This window comes from Enterobacter cloacae complex sp. HYC074_NIDB (assembly GCF_056673345.1).
Window position 1 is genome coordinate 2,479,531 of record NZ_CP114214.1, and the last position, 20,184, is coordinate 2,499,714.

The 20,184-nt window shown below is 57.0% G+C and carries 18 protein-coding genes and 1 pseudogene; 8 read left to right on the top strand and 11 right to left on the bottom strand.

Annotation, left to right across the window (positions count from 1 at the left end; genetic code table 11):
• Positions 1-39 precede the first annotated feature (39 nt).
• The 4 genes from O1724_RS12150 to narI are packed head-to-tail and all read left to right on the top strand — an operon-like array spanning position 40 to position 6,693.
• Entirely contained in the window at positions 40-3,780 is a 3,741-nt protein-coding gene (locus tag O1724_RS12150; protein WP_047055489.1) for a nitrate reductase subunit alpha, read from the top strand.
• Positions 3,777-5,321, top strand: a complete 1,545-nt coding sequence (gene narH / locus O1724_RS12155) for a nitrate reductase subunit beta (protein WP_022651229.1) — start codon at positions 3,777-3,779, stop codon at positions 5,319-5,321. The genes O1724_RS12150 and narH overlap by 4 nt, the downstream gene beginning before the upstream one ends.
• A complete protein-coding gene (gene narW / locus O1724_RS12160) occupies positions 5,321-6,016 on the top strand; it encodes a nitrate reductase molybdenum cofactor assembly chaperone (protein ID WP_022651230.1) in 696 nt (231 codons plus the stop codon). Before narH ends, narW begins: the two co-directional genes overlap by 1 nt.
• The gene (gene narI, locus O1724_RS12165; RefSeq protein WP_003857027.1) at positions 6,013-6,693 is read left to right on the top strand and encodes a respiratory nitrate reductase subunit gamma; all 681 of its coding nucleotides are present in this window, start codon (positions 6,013-6,015) and stop codon (positions 6,691-6,693) included. Before narW ends, narI begins: the two co-directional genes overlap by 4 nt.
• Positions 6,694-6,772: 79 nt before the next feature.
• Here narI and nhoA read toward each other — a convergent pair whose 3' ends face one another.
• Positions 6,773-7,618: an N-hydroxyarylamine O-acetyltransferase gene (gene nhoA, locus O1724_RS12170; protein WP_126296814.1), complete on the bottom strand. Its 846-nt coding sequence runs from the start codon at positions 7,616-7,618 to the stop codon at positions 6,773-6,775.
• Positions 7,619-7,723: 105 nt separating this feature from the next.
• Between nhoA and O1724_RS12175 the strand changes: the two genes are divergently transcribed.
• From O1724_RS12175 to O1724_RS12185, 3 genes are all read left to right on the top strand, one after another.
• The gene (locus O1724_RS12175) at positions 7,724-8,296 is read left to right on the top strand and encodes a flavin reductase family protein (protein WP_003857024.1); all 573 of its coding nucleotides are present in this window, start codon (positions 7,724-7,726) and stop codon (positions 8,294-8,296) included.
• 125 nt (positions 8,297-8,421) lie between these two features.
• The gene (locus tag O1724_RS12180; protein ID WP_038416106.1) at positions 8,422-8,784 is read left to right on the top strand and encodes a hypothetical protein; all 363 of its coding nucleotides are present in this window, start codon (positions 8,422-8,424) and stop codon (positions 8,782-8,784) included.
• Positions 8,784-9,209 carry a DUF3828 domain-containing protein gene (locus tag O1724_RS12185; protein WP_063979221.1) on the top strand — a complete coding sequence of 142 codons (426 nt, stop codon included), beginning with the start codon at positions 8,784-8,786 and terminating at the stop codon, positions 9,207-9,209. The genes O1724_RS12180 and O1724_RS12185 overlap by 1 nt, the downstream gene beginning before the upstream one ends.
• A gap of 67 nt (positions 9,210-9,276) precedes the next feature.
• Here O1724_RS12185 and fusA read toward each other — a convergent pair whose 3' ends face one another.
• Complete coding sequence (gene fusA / locus O1724_RS12190; protein ID WP_003857019.1) at positions 9,277-11,379, bottom strand: elongation factor G; 2,103 nt, start codon at positions 11,377-11,379, stop codon at positions 9,277-9,279.
• 161 nt (positions 11,380-11,540) lie between these two features.
• Here fusA and O1724_RS12195 point away from each other — a divergent pair, with 161 nt between their 5' ends.
• Complete coding sequence (locus tag O1724_RS12195) at positions 11,541-11,840, top strand: ArsR/SmtB family transcription factor (RefSeq protein WP_058686360.1); 300 nt, start codon at positions 11,541-11,543, stop codon at positions 11,838-11,840.
• Here O1724_RS12195 and O1724_RS12200 read toward each other — a convergent pair.
• The 9 genes and pseudogenes from O1724_RS12200 to O1724_RS12240 form a co-directional block, all read right to left on the bottom strand.
• Positions 11,833-12,474: an ECs1377 family protein gene (locus tag O1724_RS12200; protein ID WP_032658507.1), complete on the bottom strand. Its 642-nt coding sequence runs from the start codon at positions 12,472-12,474 to the stop codon at positions 11,833-11,835. The genes O1724_RS12195 and O1724_RS12200 overlap by 8 nt on opposite strands.
• Before the next feature lie 91 nt (positions 12,475-12,565).
• The gene (locus tag O1724_RS12205) at positions 12,566-13,567 is read right to left on the bottom strand and encodes a Kdo(2)-lipid IV(A) acyltransferase (RefSeq protein ID WP_045336328.1); all 1,002 of its coding nucleotides are present in this window, start codon (positions 13,565-13,567) and stop codon (positions 12,566-12,568) included.
• 186 nt (positions 13,568-13,753) lie between these two features.
• Positions 13,754-13,984: a tautomerase PptA gene (gene pptA / locus O1724_RS12210; protein ID WP_003857012.1), complete on the bottom strand. Its 231-nt coding sequence runs from the start codon at positions 13,982-13,984 to the stop codon at positions 13,754-13,756.
• 37 nt (positions 13,985-14,021) lie between these two features.
• Complete coding sequence (locus tag O1724_RS12215) at positions 14,022-14,639, bottom strand: glutathione S-transferase family protein (protein WP_126296816.1); 618 nt, start codon at positions 14,637-14,639, stop codon at positions 14,022-14,024.
• Between the two features lie 166 nt (positions 14,640-14,805).
• Complete coding sequence (locus tag O1724_RS12220; protein ID WP_463726370.1) at positions 14,806-15,693, bottom strand: ABC transporter substrate-binding protein; 888 nt, start codon at positions 15,691-15,693, stop codon at positions 14,806-14,808.
• Between the two features lie 9 nt (positions 15,694-15,702).
• On the bottom strand, positions 15,703-16,476 hold the full coding sequence (locus tag O1724_RS12225; RefSeq protein WP_003857007.1) for an amino acid ABC transporter ATP-binding protein: 774 nt from the start codon (positions 16,474-16,476) through the stop codon (positions 15,703-15,705).
• On the bottom strand, positions 16,460-17,386 hold the full coding sequence (locus tag O1724_RS12230) for an amino acid ABC transporter permease (protein WP_003857005.1): 927 nt from the start codon (positions 17,384-17,386) through the stop codon (positions 16,460-16,462). The genes O1724_RS12225 and O1724_RS12230 overlap by 17 nt, the downstream gene beginning before the upstream one ends.
• Before the next feature lie 9 nt (positions 17,387-17,395).
• Positions 17,396-17,905 (bottom strand): GNAT family N-acetyltransferase, encoded by a 510-nt coding sequence (locus O1724_RS12235; protein ID WP_022651238.1) that lies wholly within the window; start codon positions 17,903-17,905, stop codon positions 17,396-17,398.
• 9 nt (positions 17,906-17,914) lie between these two features.
• Positions 17,915-20,178, bottom strand: a pseudogene (locus O1724_RS12240) (NtaA/DmoA family FMN-dependent monooxygenase).
• Between the last annotated feature and the right edge of the window lie 6 nt (positions 20,179-20,184).

A 20,184-nucleotide genomic window follows, 5' to 3' on the forward strand; every position in this document is an offset into this window, starting at 1 on the left:
CTCACCCTCCGGCCATGCTATCGAAGCAGGAGAAATGTCATGAGCAAACTGTTGGACCGCTTCCGTTACTTCAAAACAAAAGGCGACAGTTTCGCCGATGGGCACGGGCAGGTGTACCACACCAACCGCGACTGGGAGGACAGCTACCGTCAGCGCTGGCAGTTCGACAAGATTGTGCGATCCACCCACGGCGTTAACTGCACCGGCTCCTGTAGCTGGAAGATTTATGTCAAAAATGGCCTGGTGACCTGGGAAACCCAGCAGACCGACTACCCGCGCACCCGCCCTGACCTGCCTAACCACGAACCGCGCGGCTGCCCACGTGGCGCAAGCTACTCCTGGTATCTCTACAGCGCCAACCGCCTGAAATACCCGCTGGTGCGCCGCAGGCTGATCGAACTCTGGCGCGAGGCGCTGGCGCAGCATACCGACCCGGTGCTGGCCTGGGACGCCATTCAGAACGATCCGCAGAAAGCGCAGAGCTACAGGAAGGCGCGCGGTAAAGGCGGTTTTATCCGCTCAAACTGGAAAGAGCTTAACCAGCTGATTGCTGCCGCCAACGTCTGGACCATCAAAAACTACGGCCCGGATCGGGTAGCCGGTTTTTCCCCCATCCCGGCCATGTCGATGGTCTCTTATGCCGCCGGTACGCGCTATCTCTCCCTGCTCGGCGGCACCTGCCTGAGCTTCTATGACTGGTATTGCGATCTGCCTCCGGCGTCGCCGATGACCTGGGGCGAACAGACCGACGTGCCGGAATCGGCGGACTGGTACAACTCCAGCTATATCATTGCCTGGGGCTCGAACGTGCCGCAGACGCGTACCCCCGACGCCCACTTCTTTACCGAAGTGCGTTACAAAGGCACCAAGACCGTCGCCATTACGCCGGACTTCTCGGAGGTGGCAAAGCTCAGCGACCAGTGGCTGGCCCCCAAACAGGGTACCGACAGCGCCCTTGCCATGGCGATGGGGCATGTGATCCTCAAAGAGTTCCATCTTGATAACCCGAGCGATTACTTCCTCAACTATTGCCGCCGCTACACCGACATGCCGATGCTGGTTCTGCTGGATGAACAGGCTGACGGTCGCGTGGTGCCGGGCCGCATGCTGCGTGCATCGGATCTGGCCGACGGGCTGGGTGAAACCAATAATCCGGAGTGGAAAACCATCGCCTTTGACGTGGCCGGAAATCTGGTGGCGCCGAATGGTTCCATCGGCTTCCGCTGGGGTGAAAAAGGCAAATGGAACCTGGAGTCGCTGGCCGCGGGACAGGAAACCGAGCTGACGCTTTCCCTGCTCATCACCCACGACAGCGTGGCAGACGTGGCCTTCCCTTACTTCGGGGGCAACGAGAACCCGCATTTCCGCAGCGTGAAGCAGGAGCCGGTGCTGACGCGCCGAGTACCGAGTAAAACCCTGACGCTGGCCGACGGCAGCCAGAGACGCGTGGTTAGCGTGTACGATCTGGTGCTCGCAAACTACGGCCTCGATCGCGGTCTGGAAGACAGTAACGCGGCGACAAACTACGCCGAGATAAAAGCCTACACCCCGGCCTGGGGCGAACAAATTACCGGCGTCCCCGCTTATCTGATAGAAAAAATCGCCCGTGAATTTGCCGACACGGCGCATAAGACCCACGGACGGTCGATGATCATTCTCGGGGCCGGTGTGAACCACTGGTACCACATGGACATGAACTACCGCGGGATGATCAACATGCTGGTCTTCTGCGGCTGCGTCGGGCAGAGCGGCGGCGGCTGGTCGCACTATGTCGGCCAGGAAAAGCTGCGCCCGCAAACCGGCTGGCTGCCGCTGGCCTTCGCGCTGGACTGGAACCGTCCGCCGCGCCAGATGAACAGCACATCGTACTTTTACAACCACGCCAGCCAGTGGCGCTATGAGAAGCTCACCGCAAGGGAATTGCTTTCTCCCCTTGCAGACGCATCGAAGTTTACCGGTCATCTGATTGATTTCAACGTCCGCGCCGAGCGTATGGGCTGGCTCCCTTCCGCGCCGCAGCTCAACCTCAACCCGCTGCACGTGAAAGCTCGCGCCGACGCCGCCGGGATGTCGCCGCAGGATTACACCGTACAGGCGTTAAAATCGGGTGATATTCGCTTCGCCTGCGAACAGCCGGACAACGGCAAGAACCACCCGCGCAACCTGTTCGTCTGGCGTTCTAACCTGCTCGGTTCGTCCGGGAAAGGCCATGAATACATGCTGAAATACCTGCTTGGCACCGAGAGCGGTATTCAGGGTGAGGATTTAGGCTCAACGGACGATGTGAAGCCTGAGGAAGTGGAATGGCAAACCGCCGCCATTGAGGGCAAGCTGGATCTGCTGGTGACGCTTGATTTCCGTATGTCCAGCACCTGCCTGTTCTCGGATATCGTCCTGCCCACCGCCACCTGGTATGAAAAAGACGATATGAATACCTCGGACATGCATCCGTTTATTCACCCGCTCTCCGCCGCCGTTGACCCGGCGTGGGAGTCCCGCAGCGATTGGGAGATTTACAAGGGCATCGCCAAAGTCTTCTCTGAAGTGTGCGTCGGGCATCTTGGCACCGAAACTGACGTGGTGCTACAGCCGCTACAGCATGACTCCCCGGGGGAGCTGTCGCAGCCTTTTGATATTCTGGACTGGCGCAAAGGCGAGTGCGATCTGATCCCCGGCAAAACCGCGCCAAACATTGCAGTCGTCGAGCGCAACTATCCGGAAACCTACGAGCGCTTTACGGCGCTTGGCCCGCTGCTGGACACGCTCGGCAACGGCGGAAAAGGCATATCGTGGAACACCCAGAATGAGGTCGATTTCCTCGGCAAGCTCAACTACGTCAAGCCCGACGGCCCGGCGAAAGGCCGTCCGCGCATCGAGACCGCCATTGATGCTTCAGAGGTGATCCTGGCTCTTGCGCCGGAAACCAACGGTCAAGTCGCGGTCAAAGCCTGGGAGGCCCTCGGCGAACTGACCGGGCGCGATCACACCCATCTGGCGCTGAACAAAGAAGACGAGAAAATCCGCTTCCGCGATATTCAGGCGCAGCCGCGCAAAATTATCTCCAGCCCAACGTGGTCCGGCCTTGAGAGCGAGCACGTGTCGTATAACGCAGGCTATACCAACGTTCACGAGCTGATCCCGTGGCGCACGATTTCCGGCCGCCAGCAGCTGTATCAGGATCATGCCTGGATGCGCGCCTTCGGTGAAAGTCTGGTGGCCTATCGTCCACCGATTGATACCCGCAGCGTAACCCATATGCGCGAGATCCCGCCGAACGGCTTCCCTGAAAAAGCGCTTAACTTTCTGACGCCGCACCAGAAATGGGGCATTCACTCCACCTACAGCGAAAACCTGCTGATGCAGACCCTGTCGCGCGGCGGGCCCATCGTCTGGATCAGCGAAACCGACGCGCGCGAGCTGGGCATTGAGGACAATGACTGGATTGAAGCCTTCAACGCCAACGGCGCCCTCACCGCCCGCGCGGTGGTCAGCCAGCGCGTGCCGCCGGGCATGACCATGATGTACCACGCTCAGGAGCGAATCCTGAACATTCCGGGTTCAGAAGTAACCGGACGGCGCGGCGGGATCCACAACTCGGTTACCCGCGTCTGCCCGAAACCGACCCACATGATCGGCGGCTACGCGCAGCTGGCGTACAGTTTCAACTATTACGGCACCGTCGGCTCGAACCGCGACGAGTTCATCATGATCCGCAAAATGAAAAACATTAACTGGCTGGACGGCGAAGGTCGGGATCAGGTACAGGAGGCGAAAAAATGAAAATACGCTCACAGGTTGGCATGGTACTGAATCTCGATAAATGCATTGGCTGCCACACCTGCTCGGTCACCTGTAAGAACGTCTGGACCGGGCGCGAAGGGATGGAGTACGCGTGGTTTAATAACGTCGAAACCAAACCCGGCATCGGCTATCCGAAAAACTGGGAAGATCAGGATGAGTGGCAAGGCGGCTGGATCCGCGGAATTCACGGCAAGCTGACCCCGCGCCTGGGCGGCAAAATGGGCGTGCTGTCGAAGATTTTCGCTAACCCCGTCCTGCCGCAGATTGACGATTACTATGAACCTTTCACCTTCGATTACCAGGATCTGCACCGCGCCCCGGAGGGAGACCACCTCCCCACCGCCCGCCCACGTTCGCTGATCGACGGCAAGCGAATGGATAAAATCAAATGGGGGCCCAACTGGGAGGAGCTGCTGGGCGGCGAGTTCGAAAAACGCGCCCGCGATCGAAACTTTCAGAAGATCCAGAAAGAGATGTACGGCCAGTTCGAAAACACCTTCATGATGTACCTGCCGCGCCTGTGCGAGCACTGCCTGAACCCGAGCTGCGTCGCCACCTGCCCGAGCGGTGCGATTTACAAACGCGAAGAGGACGGCATTGTGCTGATCGACCAGGACAAATGCCGCGGCTGGCGTCTGTGCATTAGCGGCTGTCCGTACAAAAAAATCTACTTCAACTGGAAAAGCGGCAAGTCAGAGAAGTGCATCTTCTGCTATCCGCGCATCGAGTCCGGCCAGCCGACTGTCTGCTCGGAAACCTGCGTCGGACGCATCCGCTATCTCGGGGTGCTGCTGTATGACGCAGACCGCATTGAAGAGGCGGCCAGCACCGAGCATGAAACCGATCTGTATGAGCGCCAGTGCGACGTGTTCCTTAACCCGAACGATCCGGCGGTGATAGAAGAAGCGCTGAAACAGGGTATTCCGCAGAACGTCATCGACGCAGCGCAGCGTTCCCCGGTTTACAAAATGGCGATGGACTGGAAGCTCGCCCTGCCGCTACACCCGGAATACCGCACCCTGCCGATGGTCTGGTATGTGCCGCCGCTGTCACCGATTCAGTCCTACGCGGACGCGGGTGGTCTGCCGCAGAGCGACGGCGTACTGCCTGCGGTAGAAAGCCTGCGCATCCCGGTGCAATACCTGGCAAACATGCTCAGCGCGGGCGATACCGGCCCGGTGCTGCGCGCCCTGAAGCGCATGATGGCGATGCGCCACTACAAACGCTCCCAGACCGTGGAAGGCGTGACCGATACCCGCGCCATTGAGGAAGTGGGCCTGACCGAAGCGCAGGTTGAGGAGATGTACCGCTATCTGGCGATTGCCAACTACGAAGACCGCTTCGTGATCCCCACCAGCCACCGCGAAATGGCACGCGACGCTTTCCCGGAGAAAAACGGCTGCGGCTTCACCTTCGGCGACGGCTGTCACGGCTCCGACACAAAATTCAACCTCTTCAACAGCAGCCGCATCGACGCGATCAACATCACCGAAGTGCGCGATCACGGGGAGGGAGAGTAATGCAAATCCTCAAAATCATCGCGCTGCTCATTGAGTATCCCGATGAGCTGCTGTGGGAAAACCGTGACGAAGCGCTTTCCCTGGTGGAACAGGATGCGCCCATGCTGCTGCCGTTTGCGCAGCAGCACCTGAGCGCCCCGCTGCTGGATAAGCAGGCCGAATGGTGTGAAGTCTTCGAGCGGGGACGCGCAACGTCGCTGCTGCTGTTCGAGCACGTTCACGCCGAGTCGCGCGATCGCGGTCAGGCGATGGTCGACCTGATGAGCCAGTATGAGAAAGCCGGGCTGGAGCTGGATTGCCGCGAGCTGCCGGACTATCTGCCGCTCTATCTGGAATATCTCAGTATCGTCAGCGACGACGAGGCACGTGAAGGGCTGCAAAACGTCGCGCCTATACTGGCGCTGATTGGAGGCCGCCTGAAACAGCGCGAGGTCGCGCATTACCAGCTGTTTGACGCCCTGCTGTCGCTGGCGGAAACACGGCTTTCCAGCGACAGCGTGGCGAAACAGGTATCCGGTGAAAAACGGGATGATACCCGTCAGGCGCTGGACGCCGTGTGGGAAGAGGAACAGGTCAAGTTTATCGAAGACAACGCCACATCGTGCGACAGTTCGCCGATGCAGCAATATCAACGACGCTTTAGCCAGGACGTCGCGCCGCAGTACGTGGACGTCAGCGCCGGAGGCCCAAAATGACTCATTACCTGAACGTGTTTTTCTATGACATTTATCCGTACATCTGCGCCACCGTCTTTTTCCTTGGCAGCTGGCTGCGCTACGACTACGGGCAGTACACCTGGCGCGCCTCGTCGAGCCAGATGCTCAGCAAGCGCGGGATGAACTGGGCTTCGAACCTGTTTCATATCGGCATTCTGGGGATCTTCTTCGGGCACCTGTTCGGCATGTTAACCCCGCACTGGATGTACGCCTGGTTTTTACCCATCGCGGTTAAACAGCAGTTAGCCATGATTGCGGGGGGCATTTGCGGGGTGCTAACGCTGATTGGCGGCTCTATGCTGCTGATCCGCCGCCTGTTCAACCAGCGGGTACGTGCCACGTCCACCACGCCGGATATTATCATCATGAGTATCCTGCTGCTTCAGTGCATCCTTGGGCTGTCGACCATTCCTTTCTCCGCCCAGTATCCTGACGGAAGCGAGATGATGAAGCTGGTGGGCTGGGCGCAGGGGATCGTCACGTTTAAGGGAGGCTCGTCGGAAATGCTGAGCGGCGTCGCGCCGATCTTCCGCGTGCATCTGGTGCTGGGGATGACGATCTTCCTTATCTTCCCGTTCACCCGCCTGGTGCACGTGTGGAGCGCGCCGTTTGAGTATTTTACCCGTCGTTATCAGGTTGTGAGATCGCGCCGTTGATTTTGTCGGGTGGCGGCTACGCCTTATTCCACCTACGTTCACACTCCCGTAGGCCCGGTAAGGCGTAGCCGCCACCGGGCTATTTCCCCGCCTGCGGATGCGTATCAAACCCCGCCATCACGGCCGTCAGCTCTGCCAGGGTAAAGCCGTGCTTCGGGTCATCAACGCCCAGGCCAAACCGCGCCTGCATCAGCTGATACAGCGCCTCCGCATCCGGCAAATGGATCTGCTCTTCCACATGACCGTTCTGCCAGTGGGTAAAATTAAAGTTGGTCAGCGTTAGCTTGCCCCCGTCCGGCAGGTGGCGACACATCAGCAGGTGATGACGGAAATGGGACTGCGGCCAGTGCGCCGACCAGAAGTTTCCCATCACGTAATCGTTGAAGTACTGGGTCGCCAGGTCAAAATGATACATCGACTGCCAGTGGTCGTGATGGCGGAATTGCAGTATCCAGTCGTTACCCTCGCTCAGCAAACGATAACGCCCGTGCGGGGTTTCCTGTTCCTCGTTGGCGATCAAACGAATCGGCGCCGTCAGCGTTTGTCCGCCAAATCCCACATCGGCGATCCAGCGCTCGCCGTTCAGCTCAACCAGCAGCAACCGGTGCGTACGCGGCGGCATCTGCGACGGATTGGCCATCACAACCCGCCCCAGCACGCTGCGCACCGTAAACCCGACTTCGCGCAATACCCGCTCAAACAAGCCGTTTTGCTCGAAGCAATACCCCCCTCGACGTGCGGTGACCAGTTTATCCACCAGACACCCGTCGTCCAGATGGATTTCCCGCGGCAAAACGACGTCGATATTTTCGAAGGGGATCGCGCAGTTATGGTGTAAATGCAGCCCCCGCAGGGTATCGATATTAACCTGTACGGGCTGCTGCCAGCCCGTGCGGGCAAAATAAGCACTCAGAAATGGGGACATGATTTGCTCCAGGAGGTGATATCCCCTGTTTATAAACTATTTTCCCTTTTGCATATGCGTAAAAGTGCTTTTTCGTCATACTCATCGTGTACACGAGGAGATCCTATGAGCCACTTTCGCCCTGTTGAATTACGTCACGCCAGCCGCCTTCTGAATCACGGTCCAACCGTGCTCATCACCAGCCGGGATGAGACCATCGATCGTCGCAATGTCATGGCCGCCGCATGGTCTATGCCGGTGGAATTTGAACCCCCGCGTATCGCGATTGTGGTAGACAAAAGCGCGTGGTCACGGGAGTTGATCGAACGCAGCGGGAAATTCGGCATTGTGATCCCCGGCGTGGCGGCAGCCAACTGGACCTGGGCGGTCGGCAGCGTCAGCGGGCGCGACGAGGATAAATTTAACTGCTACGGGATCCCGGTTATTTATGGCCCTGAGCTTGACCTGCCGGTTATAGAAGAGAAATGTCTGGCTTGGATGGAGTGCCGGTTATTACCTGTCACCTCTGCGGCAGAGAAATATGACACTCTGTTTGGCGAAGTGGTTTCCGCCGCGGCGGATGAACGCGCATTTGTCGCCGGACGCTGGCAGTTTGACGGGGATAAGCTGAATACGCTGCATCATCTGGGAGCGGGTACGTTTGTCGCGAGCGGGAAAATGGTGAAGGCGCTGGAATGATTTTTTAATTATACCCATATGAATTATATAAAATTTCTATGGCATTTTATGTTTATCATGACGATGTTAAACGGAGGATATTTCAGAAGCTGTTGCATAAACAATCTTTCGTAAAGGAAATATCCATGTCATGGAACAAAGATGGCGCAATATCATATGCGAAATCACACGCGCAACCCAGCAGCACGGGTTATTGTGCTCGTTACGTAACAGAAGCGATCAGAGCGGGTGGTCGATTAAAAATCCCCAACACGCGTCTGGCAAAAGATATGGGGCGCACATTAGTCAATGCAGGCTTTCACCTGGTATATGATCAACCCCATGCTGGTGACGTCGCAGTTATCCAAAATATAGTTGGTCATGATAGCGGTCACGTTTGTATATACGATGGTCAACAGTGGATCAGCGATTTTGTGCAACGCACCATGTATCCTGGGCAGGCTTACCGCAACATACAACCTCATTACGAACTGTTCAGGCATGATTAATGAAACCACTCTACTTTTTACTTTTCGCCCTGTCTCCGCTCGCGGCCGCAGAAAATATTTATGCACCGGGTCAGGCGGCACTTAAATTCAATCAATGGTATATAGCGCAGTTAGATCAGAACAAACCGCACGTACTCAATCCAGACATTATGAACGAGTACGTGGCCTCAGGGACCATTGCAGCAATTAAAGAAATGTACTCTGGCGACAGTAACGATAAAGATATGCCCGATGCGGATATGTTTATCAAAGCGCAGGACTGGGATGATGACTGGAATCAGATAACCGTCTTACATTCTGATTTTGACGCCGTTTGCACAAATGTCTATGTCGCATTTGGTAAGAAGCAAGATCATGTTATTGCAGATTGTCTCGTTGAAGAGCAAGGAAAATGGAAAGTGCGATCGGCGACGCTAATTAAGTAACAGGCATAAACTCCCTGTCGTAATAATAAAGGCACATGGTAGCCAAATGACTACCATGCGCAATTAATCAACTCTTCACACGCTTCGCAATGATCTCATCCGCCACATTCCGCGGAGCTTCCGCAAAATGATGGAATTCCATCGTATACGTCGCGCGCCCCTGGGACATCGAGCGCAGCGTGGTGGCATAACCAAACATCTCAGCCAGCGGGACGTCAGCGCGAATAATCTGGCTGCCGTACTGCTCTGCCATCCCCTGCACCAGGCCGCGACGGGAGGAGAGATCGCCCATAATGTTCCCGGCATACTCTTCCGGCGTTTCCACCTCAACGTGCATGACCGGCTCAAGAATAACCGGGTCCGCCCGCCGTGCGCCCTCTTTGAAGCCGAGGATCGCCGCCATGCGGAAGGCCATCTCCGAGGAGTCAACGTCATGGTAAGAACCAAACGTCAGGGTCGCTTTCACATCCACCACCGGATAGCCCGCCAGCACACCCGTATTCATGGCTTCTCGCAAGCCTTTTTCCACCGACGGGATGTACTCCCGCGGCACCACCCCGCCTTTGGTGGCATCTTCAAACACAAAACCACTCCCGGCTGCTAACGGCTCAAGGCTCAGGACCACATGACCGTACTGCCCTTTCCCGCCGGACTGTCGGACAAATTTACCTTCTATATCTTTCACCGCTTTACGCAGGGTTTCACGGTATGTGACCTGCGGACGACCAATGTTCGCCTCAACGCCAAACTCGCGCTTCATACGGTCGACGATGATCTCCAGATGCAGCTCGCCCATCCCGGAGATAATCGTCTGACCGGACTCTTCGTCCGTGTGCAGGCGGAACGACGGATCTTCCGCCGCCAGGCGCTGTAGAGCGATCCCCATTTTCTCCTGATCGGCCTTGGTTTTCGGCTCAATCGCCAGCGAAATAACCGGATCCGGGAACTCCATCCGTTCAAGGGTGATCACCGCATTCGGGTCGGTCAGCGTGTCACCGGTGGTGACGTCTTTCAGCCCGACACAGGCTGCGATATCCCCTGCGCGCAGCTCGTCCACCTCATGGCGATCGTTGGCATGCATCAGCACGATGCGCCCGATACGCTCTTTTTTGCCCTTCACCGGGTTGTACACCGCGTCGCCTTTACGCAGTATGCCGGAATAGACGCGGATGAAGGTCAACTGGCCGACGTACGGATCGCTCATCAGCTTGAAGGCCAGCGCCGAGAACGGTTCATCATCGCTTGGGTGGCGCTCGGCGTGCTGTCCGTCTTCGTCTACCCCATCAATAGCGGGCACGTCCAGTGGAGACGGCATCAATTCAATCACCGCGTCGAGCATGCGCTGCACGCCCTTGTTCTTGAAAGCGCTGCCGCACAGCATGGGCTGTATTTCACCGGAGATAGTCCGGATCCGCAGTCCTTTGATGATTTCCGCTTCATCCAGTTCGCCCGTCTCAAGATACTTATCCATAAGCTCATCGCTGGCTTCTGCCGCAGACGAGACCATTTTTTCTCGCCACGTCTGGGCGGTACTCAGCAGATCGTCAGGCACCGGCGCGTAGCTAAATGCCATGCCCTGCGTCGCATCGTCCCACAGAATGGTGCGCATCTTGATGAGATCCACCACGCCGGTGAAGTGTTCTTCTGCCCCCACGGGGATCACAATCGGGACAGGATTGGCTTTCAGCCGCTCCTGCATCATCCGCACCACGCGGAAGAAATCTGCGCCCGGGCGGTCCATTTTGTTGACGAATGCCAGACGCGGAACATGATATTTATTCGCCTGACGCCAGACGGTTTCCGACTGCGGCTGCACGCCACCGACGGAGTCATAGACCATTACCGCGCCGTCGAGCACACGCATGGAACGTTCCACCTCAATGGTGAAATCCACGTGCCCGGGGGTGTCGATAATATTGATGCGGTGCGGTTCAAAGCCTCTGTCCATACCAGGCCAGAAACAGCTTACCGCCGCCGACGTAATGGTGATCCCGCGCTCCTGCTCCTGCGCCATCCAGTCGGTGGTTGCCGCGCCATCGTGTACTTCACCCAGCTTGTGGCTCATCCCGGTGTAAAACAGGATGCGCTCAGTGGTGGTTGTTTTGCCCGCATCGATATGCGCGGAGATACCGATGTTGCGATAACGTTCGAGTGGAATGGGTCGGGGCATGTTATTTCCTTAAGTCTTCAAGACTGGTTTGTGACGACCGGGATGGTCGCGTATTCATTCGTTTGTTATAATAGTCCCATTGTACGAGTATTATCGAACTATTTTTTAACGGTTGACCTATTGTTGATATAGCTCAATCTCACGCGAGACGCAGGAAAACGATGATCCCAAACCACCCGGAACCTGAACAAATAGTGTTGGAAAATGTGCTGTTCGCCCTCGGCAACCCGCTGCGATTAGCGATTATTCGCAGGCTGGCCGACGGCAGCGAACTGAGCTGTAACGCGCTGCGCCCGGAAGAGGTGGTGAAATCCACTATGACTCACCACTGGCGCGTGCTGCGCGACAGCGGCGTGATCTGGCAGCGCCCGCAGGGGCGCGAGAATATGATCTCACTGAGAAGAGAGGATCTGGACGCCCGCTTTCCGGGACTGCTGGCGATCCTGCTCCAGACTAAGTAGCGGCAGCGTCCTCAAGACGATAAACCGGAATGCGCCGTGTTGTTCCGGTAAGGGTGTCGAACACCTCCGTATCGGACGTCACTATTCTCATCCCGGTCTTCCTTAACCGCTGCACGTCGGCGGCTATGCGCTGGAGGCCAAACCAGAAAAGCCCGTCAAGCGCGGTGACCGCAAGCCCCTGTTCCAGCGCCAGCTGGAGGCGCTCGCGGGGGGCTTTCACCTGCTGAGCGATTTGCCGGTAAGGCACTTCCGAACCACCGGACGCATCGATACGCTGAATACGGGTCTTCAGGTGGTAGGTAAATTCATCTGGTATGCCGTTCAAATCCTGTTTAAGGCTGTAAACGCAGCCAAACCGCTTGCCGTTGAACAGGACATTTTTTTGACTGAGCTGGAACTCATTTCTGATGCCATCAATCAGCTGCGGTGAACGGGTAAGAAGTAACCGGAAGGGAAGCTCAAAGCTGGTCACATAATCCACGTTCAGCAGCGCGAGACGCAGCCGCTCTTCTGCCCCGGATTTCTGGTCATGACACTCGCGCATCACCTCGGCCCACTGGCGCGTCAAACGTTCGGGCTCGCCGGCTTCGGTAAGGAGGTATTTTTCAAGATGATAATCGACTCTTCCGGTCATGTAGGGCATCCCGTCAATGTGGATGCGGTAATTCTATCCAGCGCGGCAGGATTTATAAAGGGCGGAGCGCACCGGCATCCGCCCTGACCGACTACTGCTGGATACTCGACCGGTCCGAAATATCGCTGGCAGATAAGGTTCTTGCAGTAGACGCGACCTGTTTTTTGCGTTTATACCGGTCCGGCTGGCCTTCAGGGCGGGTTTTGAACCGGCGATGCAGCCACATATATTGCTCAGGCGCCATCATCACGGCGCGCTCAATCGCTCTGTTCATTTGCGTGGCCACCGACGCTTTATCGCCTCCCTGCAAGGTATCGCTGATATCTTCCAGAATAAGCAGTTCATATCCTGTGCCATCTGCTTTTCGGCGCGGTACAAACGGGATCACGGCCGGTCTGGCACTTTTCACCAGCATGTAGCTCCCGGCAGTTGTCGCGGCGTCCGGGACGGCAAAAAACGGCACAAACACGCTATTCGTTTTGCCATAGTCGTGGTCCGGGGCATACCACAGGATCTCGTTTTGCTTCAGTGCGCGGATCATGCCCTTCAGGTCATAGCGGTCAAGCATGGTTTTATTGGAACGCAGACGACCGCGCGTTTGCAGCCAGTCGAGCAACGCATTATTGTTGGGACGATACACACCAATACCCGCGTTGAGCATGCCAAAGATGCGTGCGCCTAATTCCAGCGTGAGAAAATGCATGCCAATGAGCACCACGCCCCTACCTTGCGCCCGCGCCTGTTCCATATGTTCGTAGCCGGTCACGCTGAAGTGTTTCCGCACGCGCCAGTCAGGCCAGAACCACGCTATCCCGGTTTCGATGACGCCCATTCCAACCGATTCAAAATTACGCTCAAGTAAACGCTCGCGCTCGTCCTCTTTCATATCAGGAAAGCAAAGCTCAAGATTTCGTCTGGCGATCTCCACGCGGCGTGGAAGCAGGCGCATAGCCAGACGCCCAAGCCTGTGACCTGTTTTCAACAGCAGCGGGTACGGAAGCTGAACCGTGCACCAGAGCGCGGCAATGCCTGCCCAGCTGAGCCAGTAACGAGGATGAATAAAGGCGAGTGAAAACTGAGGTAATTTTGTCATGGAAAAATTATCCTTTTACTAATTTGTACTTAATCTGGTGCAGTTGCAGTGCTTACCTGCTGATTTAACGAATATTGTTCGGAAGGATGAATTGTAGCGGAATCGTTATGGTTTTTATTATCGATTTTTGCGAAAGGGAATAAAAATGGGGATCGCCGGGTGATATTGCACCACCCGGCAGGCAAGTTACATTGAATAACCGGGCTTCTTAATCAGTTCATCCAGTTTCGGGCCGATCTCGGTATCCCAGACCTGCGCCTTCCAGTCAGCTTCCTGAACCTCCTGAAGCGCCACGGAGATTGAGCGATCTTTGCTGTTCAGATGACGGGCGATCGCTTCGGCGATATCCGCCGCCAGGGCCGTTTTTTGTTCGTCAGTCAGATCGCGTGGAAAACATTTGATATCAACGTGTGGCATGGGCAGGGCTCCTTTTATAGGTGAGCGTTCCACGTTATCAGATTATATCGTTAGCTTTTAGCACCTTGTGCAGTTCCGGCAGCGCGCAGACGGCATCCGCGACGGCGGTAATATTAGGCGTGTTGGTGGCAAACCACTCATGGCGTGGACCCCAGGTACGCGCAACGGCAATATAGACGTCAAGCAGCGTCAGCTGTTTGCCAAACGCAAACGGCGAGGCGCTGAGCTGGCTGTCGAACCACAGATAAAGCGATTTTCGGTACTCAATGCAGTTTTTCTTCAACTGTTCCGGGGCATCAGGCACCCAGCGTTCCGGGTAATCTGCATACGTAAAGGTGGGATAGACGTTCGCCACAAACCAGATGAGCAGGCGCTGAAACTGCTGGCGCTCGGCCTGCCCAATGGGCGGCGCGAGGTCGGGACGTCTGTCGAGCACCATCAGGGCGATCGCCGCGGTTTCCGTCACGATCGCCCCGTTTTCCAGCTCCAGCGTCGGCACCTGGCACAGCGGGTTCAGTTTCAACAGCAATTCGCGCTGCGGGCCGGGCTGGTCAAACCCGTCCACGTTGACGAACTGATACGGGATGTCTGCCAGAGTCAGCATCACTTCACTGATTGCCGATCCCCAGCCAGGTACACCATAGAGTTTGATCATGTTGCCCCCTCAGGGATGAAAACCCTAAGTGTATACCCGTCATACTTCAAGTTGCAGGTGCGTTGGCTGCATTCACTCACCCCAGTCACGTACTTATGTACGCTCCCGGGGATTCGTTCCCTTGCCGCCTTCCTGCAACTCGAATTATTTAGGGTATAGAGCACCATTAGTAGGTTATCCCGGGCGGATTAACGTCTGAAGACGTCACCGCTTCGCCTGCTTCCCCCCAGCGCGCCAGCACCTTTTGATACTCCCCGCGCTTAATCGCACCGTCCAGCGCAGCCTGCAACGCATACACCAGCCCATTACCTTTTTTGGTTGTGGTGGCGACATAGGCTTTCTTCGGGCCTAAACCCACGACGCGGGTTTTGCCGGTTAACGCGGCTTTATAGGCCGAAACGGACTGCGGTCCAAAGAACACATCCGCCCTGCCGGACTGAATATAAAGATTGCCTGAGGCGTCGTCGGTCAGGTAAACCGGCAACGCAGGCTCGCGCCCGGCCTTTTTATTCTCTTCGTTCCAGCCCAGCAGAATACGCTCCTGATTGGTGCCAGACCCGACAATCACCTTTTTCCCGGCCAGATCTTTCGCACTGGTGATCGACTGTACGTTGCTGGTGGATTTCACCGAGAAGGCCAGGGAATCGACGCGATAGGTCGCAAAATCGAACTTCTCCTTACGTTGCTCGGTGACGGCGATATTCACCAACGCCACGTCATAGCGCCCGGAAGTGATCCCCAGCGGCCAGTCTTCCCACGCCGTTGGCACCAGCTTCAGCTTCAGCCCCAGACTGCCCGCCAGCAACCGGGCGATATCCGGGTCGCTGCCAATACGGGTGCGGTTATCACTGGCCAGCAGCGCAAGCGGCGGAGAATTCAGGGCTGAAATCGCCACCGTGAGGGTACCCGGCTCAACAAATCTATAGTTCGCCGGGATTTTCGCCACTGCCTGTTGATCAACCGTCACCGGCAGCGGCTGTTCGTTGGCCTTTAAATCAATGCTGGCGTGGCTCGCCGTCGTGAAGACCAGCCCCGCCAGGAGTCCATATTTCATCTGCGCTCCTTACAGCACTTTTGAGAGGAACTGGCGCGTTCGCGGATGAGACGGTCGGTTTAAAACGTCATCGCTGCTGCCCTGCTCCACAATTTTACCGTCGACCATAAATACCACCTGGTCCGCCACTTCCCGGGCAAAGCCGATCTCATGGGTGACCACCACCAGCGTAGTGCCGGAACGGGCGAGTTTTTTAATCACGTCCAGCACTTCGCCAACCAGTTCCGGATCCAGCGCCGAGGTTGGTTCATCAAACAGCATCACGCGCGGGCGCAGCGCCAGCGCGCGGGCAATGGCGATACGCTGCTGCTGGCCGCCGGAGAGGTGACGCGACCAGGCATCGGCTTTATCGCGCAGTCCTACCACATCCAGCAGGCTGTAGGCGTTTTCAACAGCCTCTTTTTTACTGAACTTTTTATGCGCGATGGGTGCTTCAATCAGGTTTTCCAGCACCGTGAGATGCGGAAAAAGATTGAAGTTCTGAAACACGTACCCAACGTTGACGCGCTGTTTGAGGATCTCTCTCTCTTTTAGTTCGTAGAGTTTGTCACCCTGACGGCGATAGCCGATGTAATCCCCGTCAATCTGAATAAAGCCTTCGTCTACGCGCTCCAGATGGTTAATGGCGCGCAGCAGCGTCGATTTTCCCGATCCAGAGGGGCCGAGGATCACCGTCACGGAACCCGGCGGGATCTCAAGCGTGACGTTATCGAGCGCTTTATGTCGGCCAAAAAACTTACTGACGCCGGTAATGGAAATGTGTCCTTCAGGAGAGGCTTGCATGAACAGGCTCCTGTGCTGGCGAAGTGGTGACCGAACGCGAGCGACTCGCCGCCCGGTTCTGGTTTACGGCGGAGCGGCGCTCGCTGCGGGCGAGTCCACGCTCAATAACATGCTGGATGGCAGACAGTACGGTGGTGATCACCAGATACCAGACGGCCCCCACCATCAACAGCGGGATCACCTCCTGGGTGCGGTTGTAGATCATCTGGATCGTGTAGAACAGTTCCGGCATCGCCAGCACGTACACCATCGCCGTCCCTTTGGCGAGGCTGATAATTTCGTTAAACCCGGACGGCAGGATGGTGCGCAGCGCCTGCGGGAGAATTATGCGCACGGTGCGACGCCACGCCGGCAGACCTAGCGCAGCGGCCGCCTCATACTGACCGTGGTCGACCCCAAGGAAGCCCCCGCGAATGATCTCCGCAGTATAGGCGCTCTGCACCAGCGTCAGCCCCACGATGGCGGTAGAAAACTGCCCGAGAACGTTGATGGTTTCAAAGCTGCCCCAGGTAATGCCGGTAAAAGGCACGCCGAGAGAGAGCGTGTCGTAGAGATAGGAGAAGTTATAGAGGATAATCAGCACCACGATCAGCGGCAGCGATCGGAACAGCCAGATGTAACCCCACGCCAGGCTGCTCAACAGCCATGATGACGAGAGCCGCGCCAGCGCCAGCATGCCGCCAATCACCACGCTCAGTACGGTGCTTATCAACGTCAGCAGCAGCGTCTGGCCGACGCCTTCGAGGATCACCGGGTCGAAGAACCAGCGGGCAAATACCGCCCACTCCCAGCGCGGATTAAAGGCCACGGACTGGATCACGACCGCCAGCACAAACAGCGCCACCACGGCGCCAGCAGCGCGCAGCGGATAACGTGCCGGGACCACTTTTATGGTTTCAACGTTGCTCATCGTCGCTCCTTATGCGGTTTTGCTGAGCGCTTCGCGGATCAGCGTCTTGGTGAAACGCAGCCGACCGTCGAACGGCGGCTGGCTGTACTCTTCCGGGTCGCGGTTGAGATCGAACTGCGGCTGATACCCCTGGCTGAGATAGAGCCGCACCGCCTCCGGCTGACGAAACCCCGTGGTCAGGTAGATGTGGCTGTAGCCCGCCAGCACCGCCCGGCGCTCCAGCTCCTGTACCACGCGCGCGGCCAGCCCCTGCTGGCGCAGCGTTTTATTCGTCCAGATACGTTTGATCTCTGCGGTATGTTCGTCGAAGGGCTTATACGCCCCGGTGGCGATGATCTCGCCATCGCGCTCCAGAACGATAAACAGCCCCTGCGGCGCCAGGTACCACTCTGTCAGCTCGACTTCCGCATCCTTTGAAAAGTAGTCGCCGTAACGAGCAGCGTATTCACCAAAAAGCCCCTCGATAATGGGCTGAAGATCGGTATCTTCCGGCGAAACGTCACGAAATTGTTCGCGCATAGCGCCTCCTTAATCGCCCAGACCCGCCGGGTTAACTTCGGAACTGGGGATACGCTCCACGCCTTCCCCCCAGCGGTTCAGCACCTTGTCGTAATCTCCGTTCTTGATCGCGCCATTCAGCGCGGTTTGAACCGGTTCGACCAGGCCGCTGCCTTTTTTCAGCGTCACCGCGATATGCGCTGCCTTCGGCCAGCCGCCATCGACGCTGCCGACCAGTTTGGTTTTACCGTTAAGCGCCGCTTTCCAGGCACCGATCACGTTCGGGCCAAAGTAGGCGTCCGCGCGTCCGGACTGAAGCGCCAGCGTTTGGGCCGCGTCGTCTTTGGTGTAGATCGGCGTAAAGGGTTTAAGCCCTTTTTTGAGGTTCTCTTCGTTCCATGCCAGCAGGATGGCCTCCTGGTTGGTGCCGGAACCCACGATGATGCGCAGCCCGGCGATATCCTCTGCCTTCACAAGCGAGTTGATCGGACTGGTGGATGTCACATAGAAGCCAAGTGAATCCTTGCGGTAGGTGGCGAAGTCGAACTTCTCTTTGCGCGCTTTAGTGACGGTGATGTTGCTAATAGCCGCGTCGTATTTCCCGGAGGCAACCCCCAGCGGCCAGTCCTCCCAGGAGGTGGGCACCACGTTCAGCTCCAGTCCGAGGCTGTCCGATACCAGACGCGCAATGTCGACCTCACTTCCCAGCAGAGTTTTGTTGTCGTCGGAAAAGACCGTCAGCGGCGGTTGATTCAGACCCGCCACCGCCACGGTAAATTTCCCCGGCACGGCAAAGCGATAGTCTTTCGGCAGTTGCGCGATCGCATCGCTGTTTTTGGCGGTATTGATCGGCGTTTTATTGGCCTCAATGCTCACGCCGGTGCCGTTAATATTGACATTCTCTGCCCAGACGGCAGGGGTAAAGGCCAGCGCAAGCGCCAGAATAAGCGATGATTTCTGCATAGCGTTTTTCTCTTTTATTGTTGTGTGAACTGATTTTTGGGCTCGTCTAAGCCCAGACTTTCGCGCAGCGTGGTGCCGGGATAGTCGGTGCGGAACAGGCCACGCGCCTGTAAAACGGGCACCACCTGGTCAACAAAGCGCGGGAAGGTGTCCGGCGTGCCGCCCTGAATGATGAAGCCATCCGCCGCCTTCTCTTCGAACCAGGCCTGTAAACCATCGGCCACCTGCTCCGGTGTGCCGGAAAAACGCGGGCGCGGCGATGCGGCTTCCAGCGCGACCTGACGCAGAGTTAAGTTGCGCTCACGGGCGTTACGCTTGATTTCATCGGTGTTGCTGCGAAAGCTGTTTTTGCCCAAATCGCCAATATCCGGGAACGGCGCGTCGAGGGGATACTGGCTGAAGTCGTGATGCTCGAAATATCGTCCGAGGTAATTCAGCGCATCATTAATGGAGACCAGTGCCGCCGTAGTTTGATACTGGTTTTCTACGTCATCGGCGTCGTTTCCAACAATCACGCTGACGCCCTGGAATATATGTAAATCCCCTGCGCGACGGCCGTGACTTTCCAGCTGCTGTTTAACATCGCGGTAAAAAGCCTGGGCTTCTTCCCGCGTGTCATGGTGGGTAAAGATGGCGTCAGCGTGTTTTGCCGCCAGCTTTTTACCGTCGTCGGACGCGCCAGCCTGAAAGACAATCGGACGTCCCTGCGGCGTGCGGCCAATATTCAGCGGGCCGGAAACCTGGAAGAAATCACCGTGGTGATCCAGAGTATGCAGTTTCGACGCATCAAAGAACTGTCCGCTCTCTTTATTGCGGATAAAGGCATCCCCTTCCCAGGAATCCCACAGTCCTTTCACCACGTCGAGATACTCATCGGCAATGCGGTAGCGCAGCGCATGCTCCGGGTGTTTTTCACGTGAGAAGTTCCTGGCTGACCCTTCCAGCGGTGAGGTCACCACGTTCCAGCCCGCGCGTCCGTTGCTCAGGTGATCGAGGCTGGCGAACTGGCGTGCAACGGTGAAGGGCTCGCTGTAGGAGGTGGACAACGTGCCGACCAGCCCCAGGCGCGAGGTGATACTCGCCAGCGCGGACAACACCGTCAGCGGCTCAAAGCGGTTTAAAAAATGCGGAATGGATTTCTCGTTAATATAAAGGCCGTCGGCCACAAATATAAAGTCGAGCTTGCCCTCTTCTGCTTTTAAAGCCGTTTCTTTAACGAAATCAAAATTAATGCTGGCATCCGCGACCGCCGCGGGATGGCGCCAGGCAGACATATTACCGGATGCACCATGCAAAATGGTCCCCAGCCGCAATTGACGATGTGCAGTCATATTCAC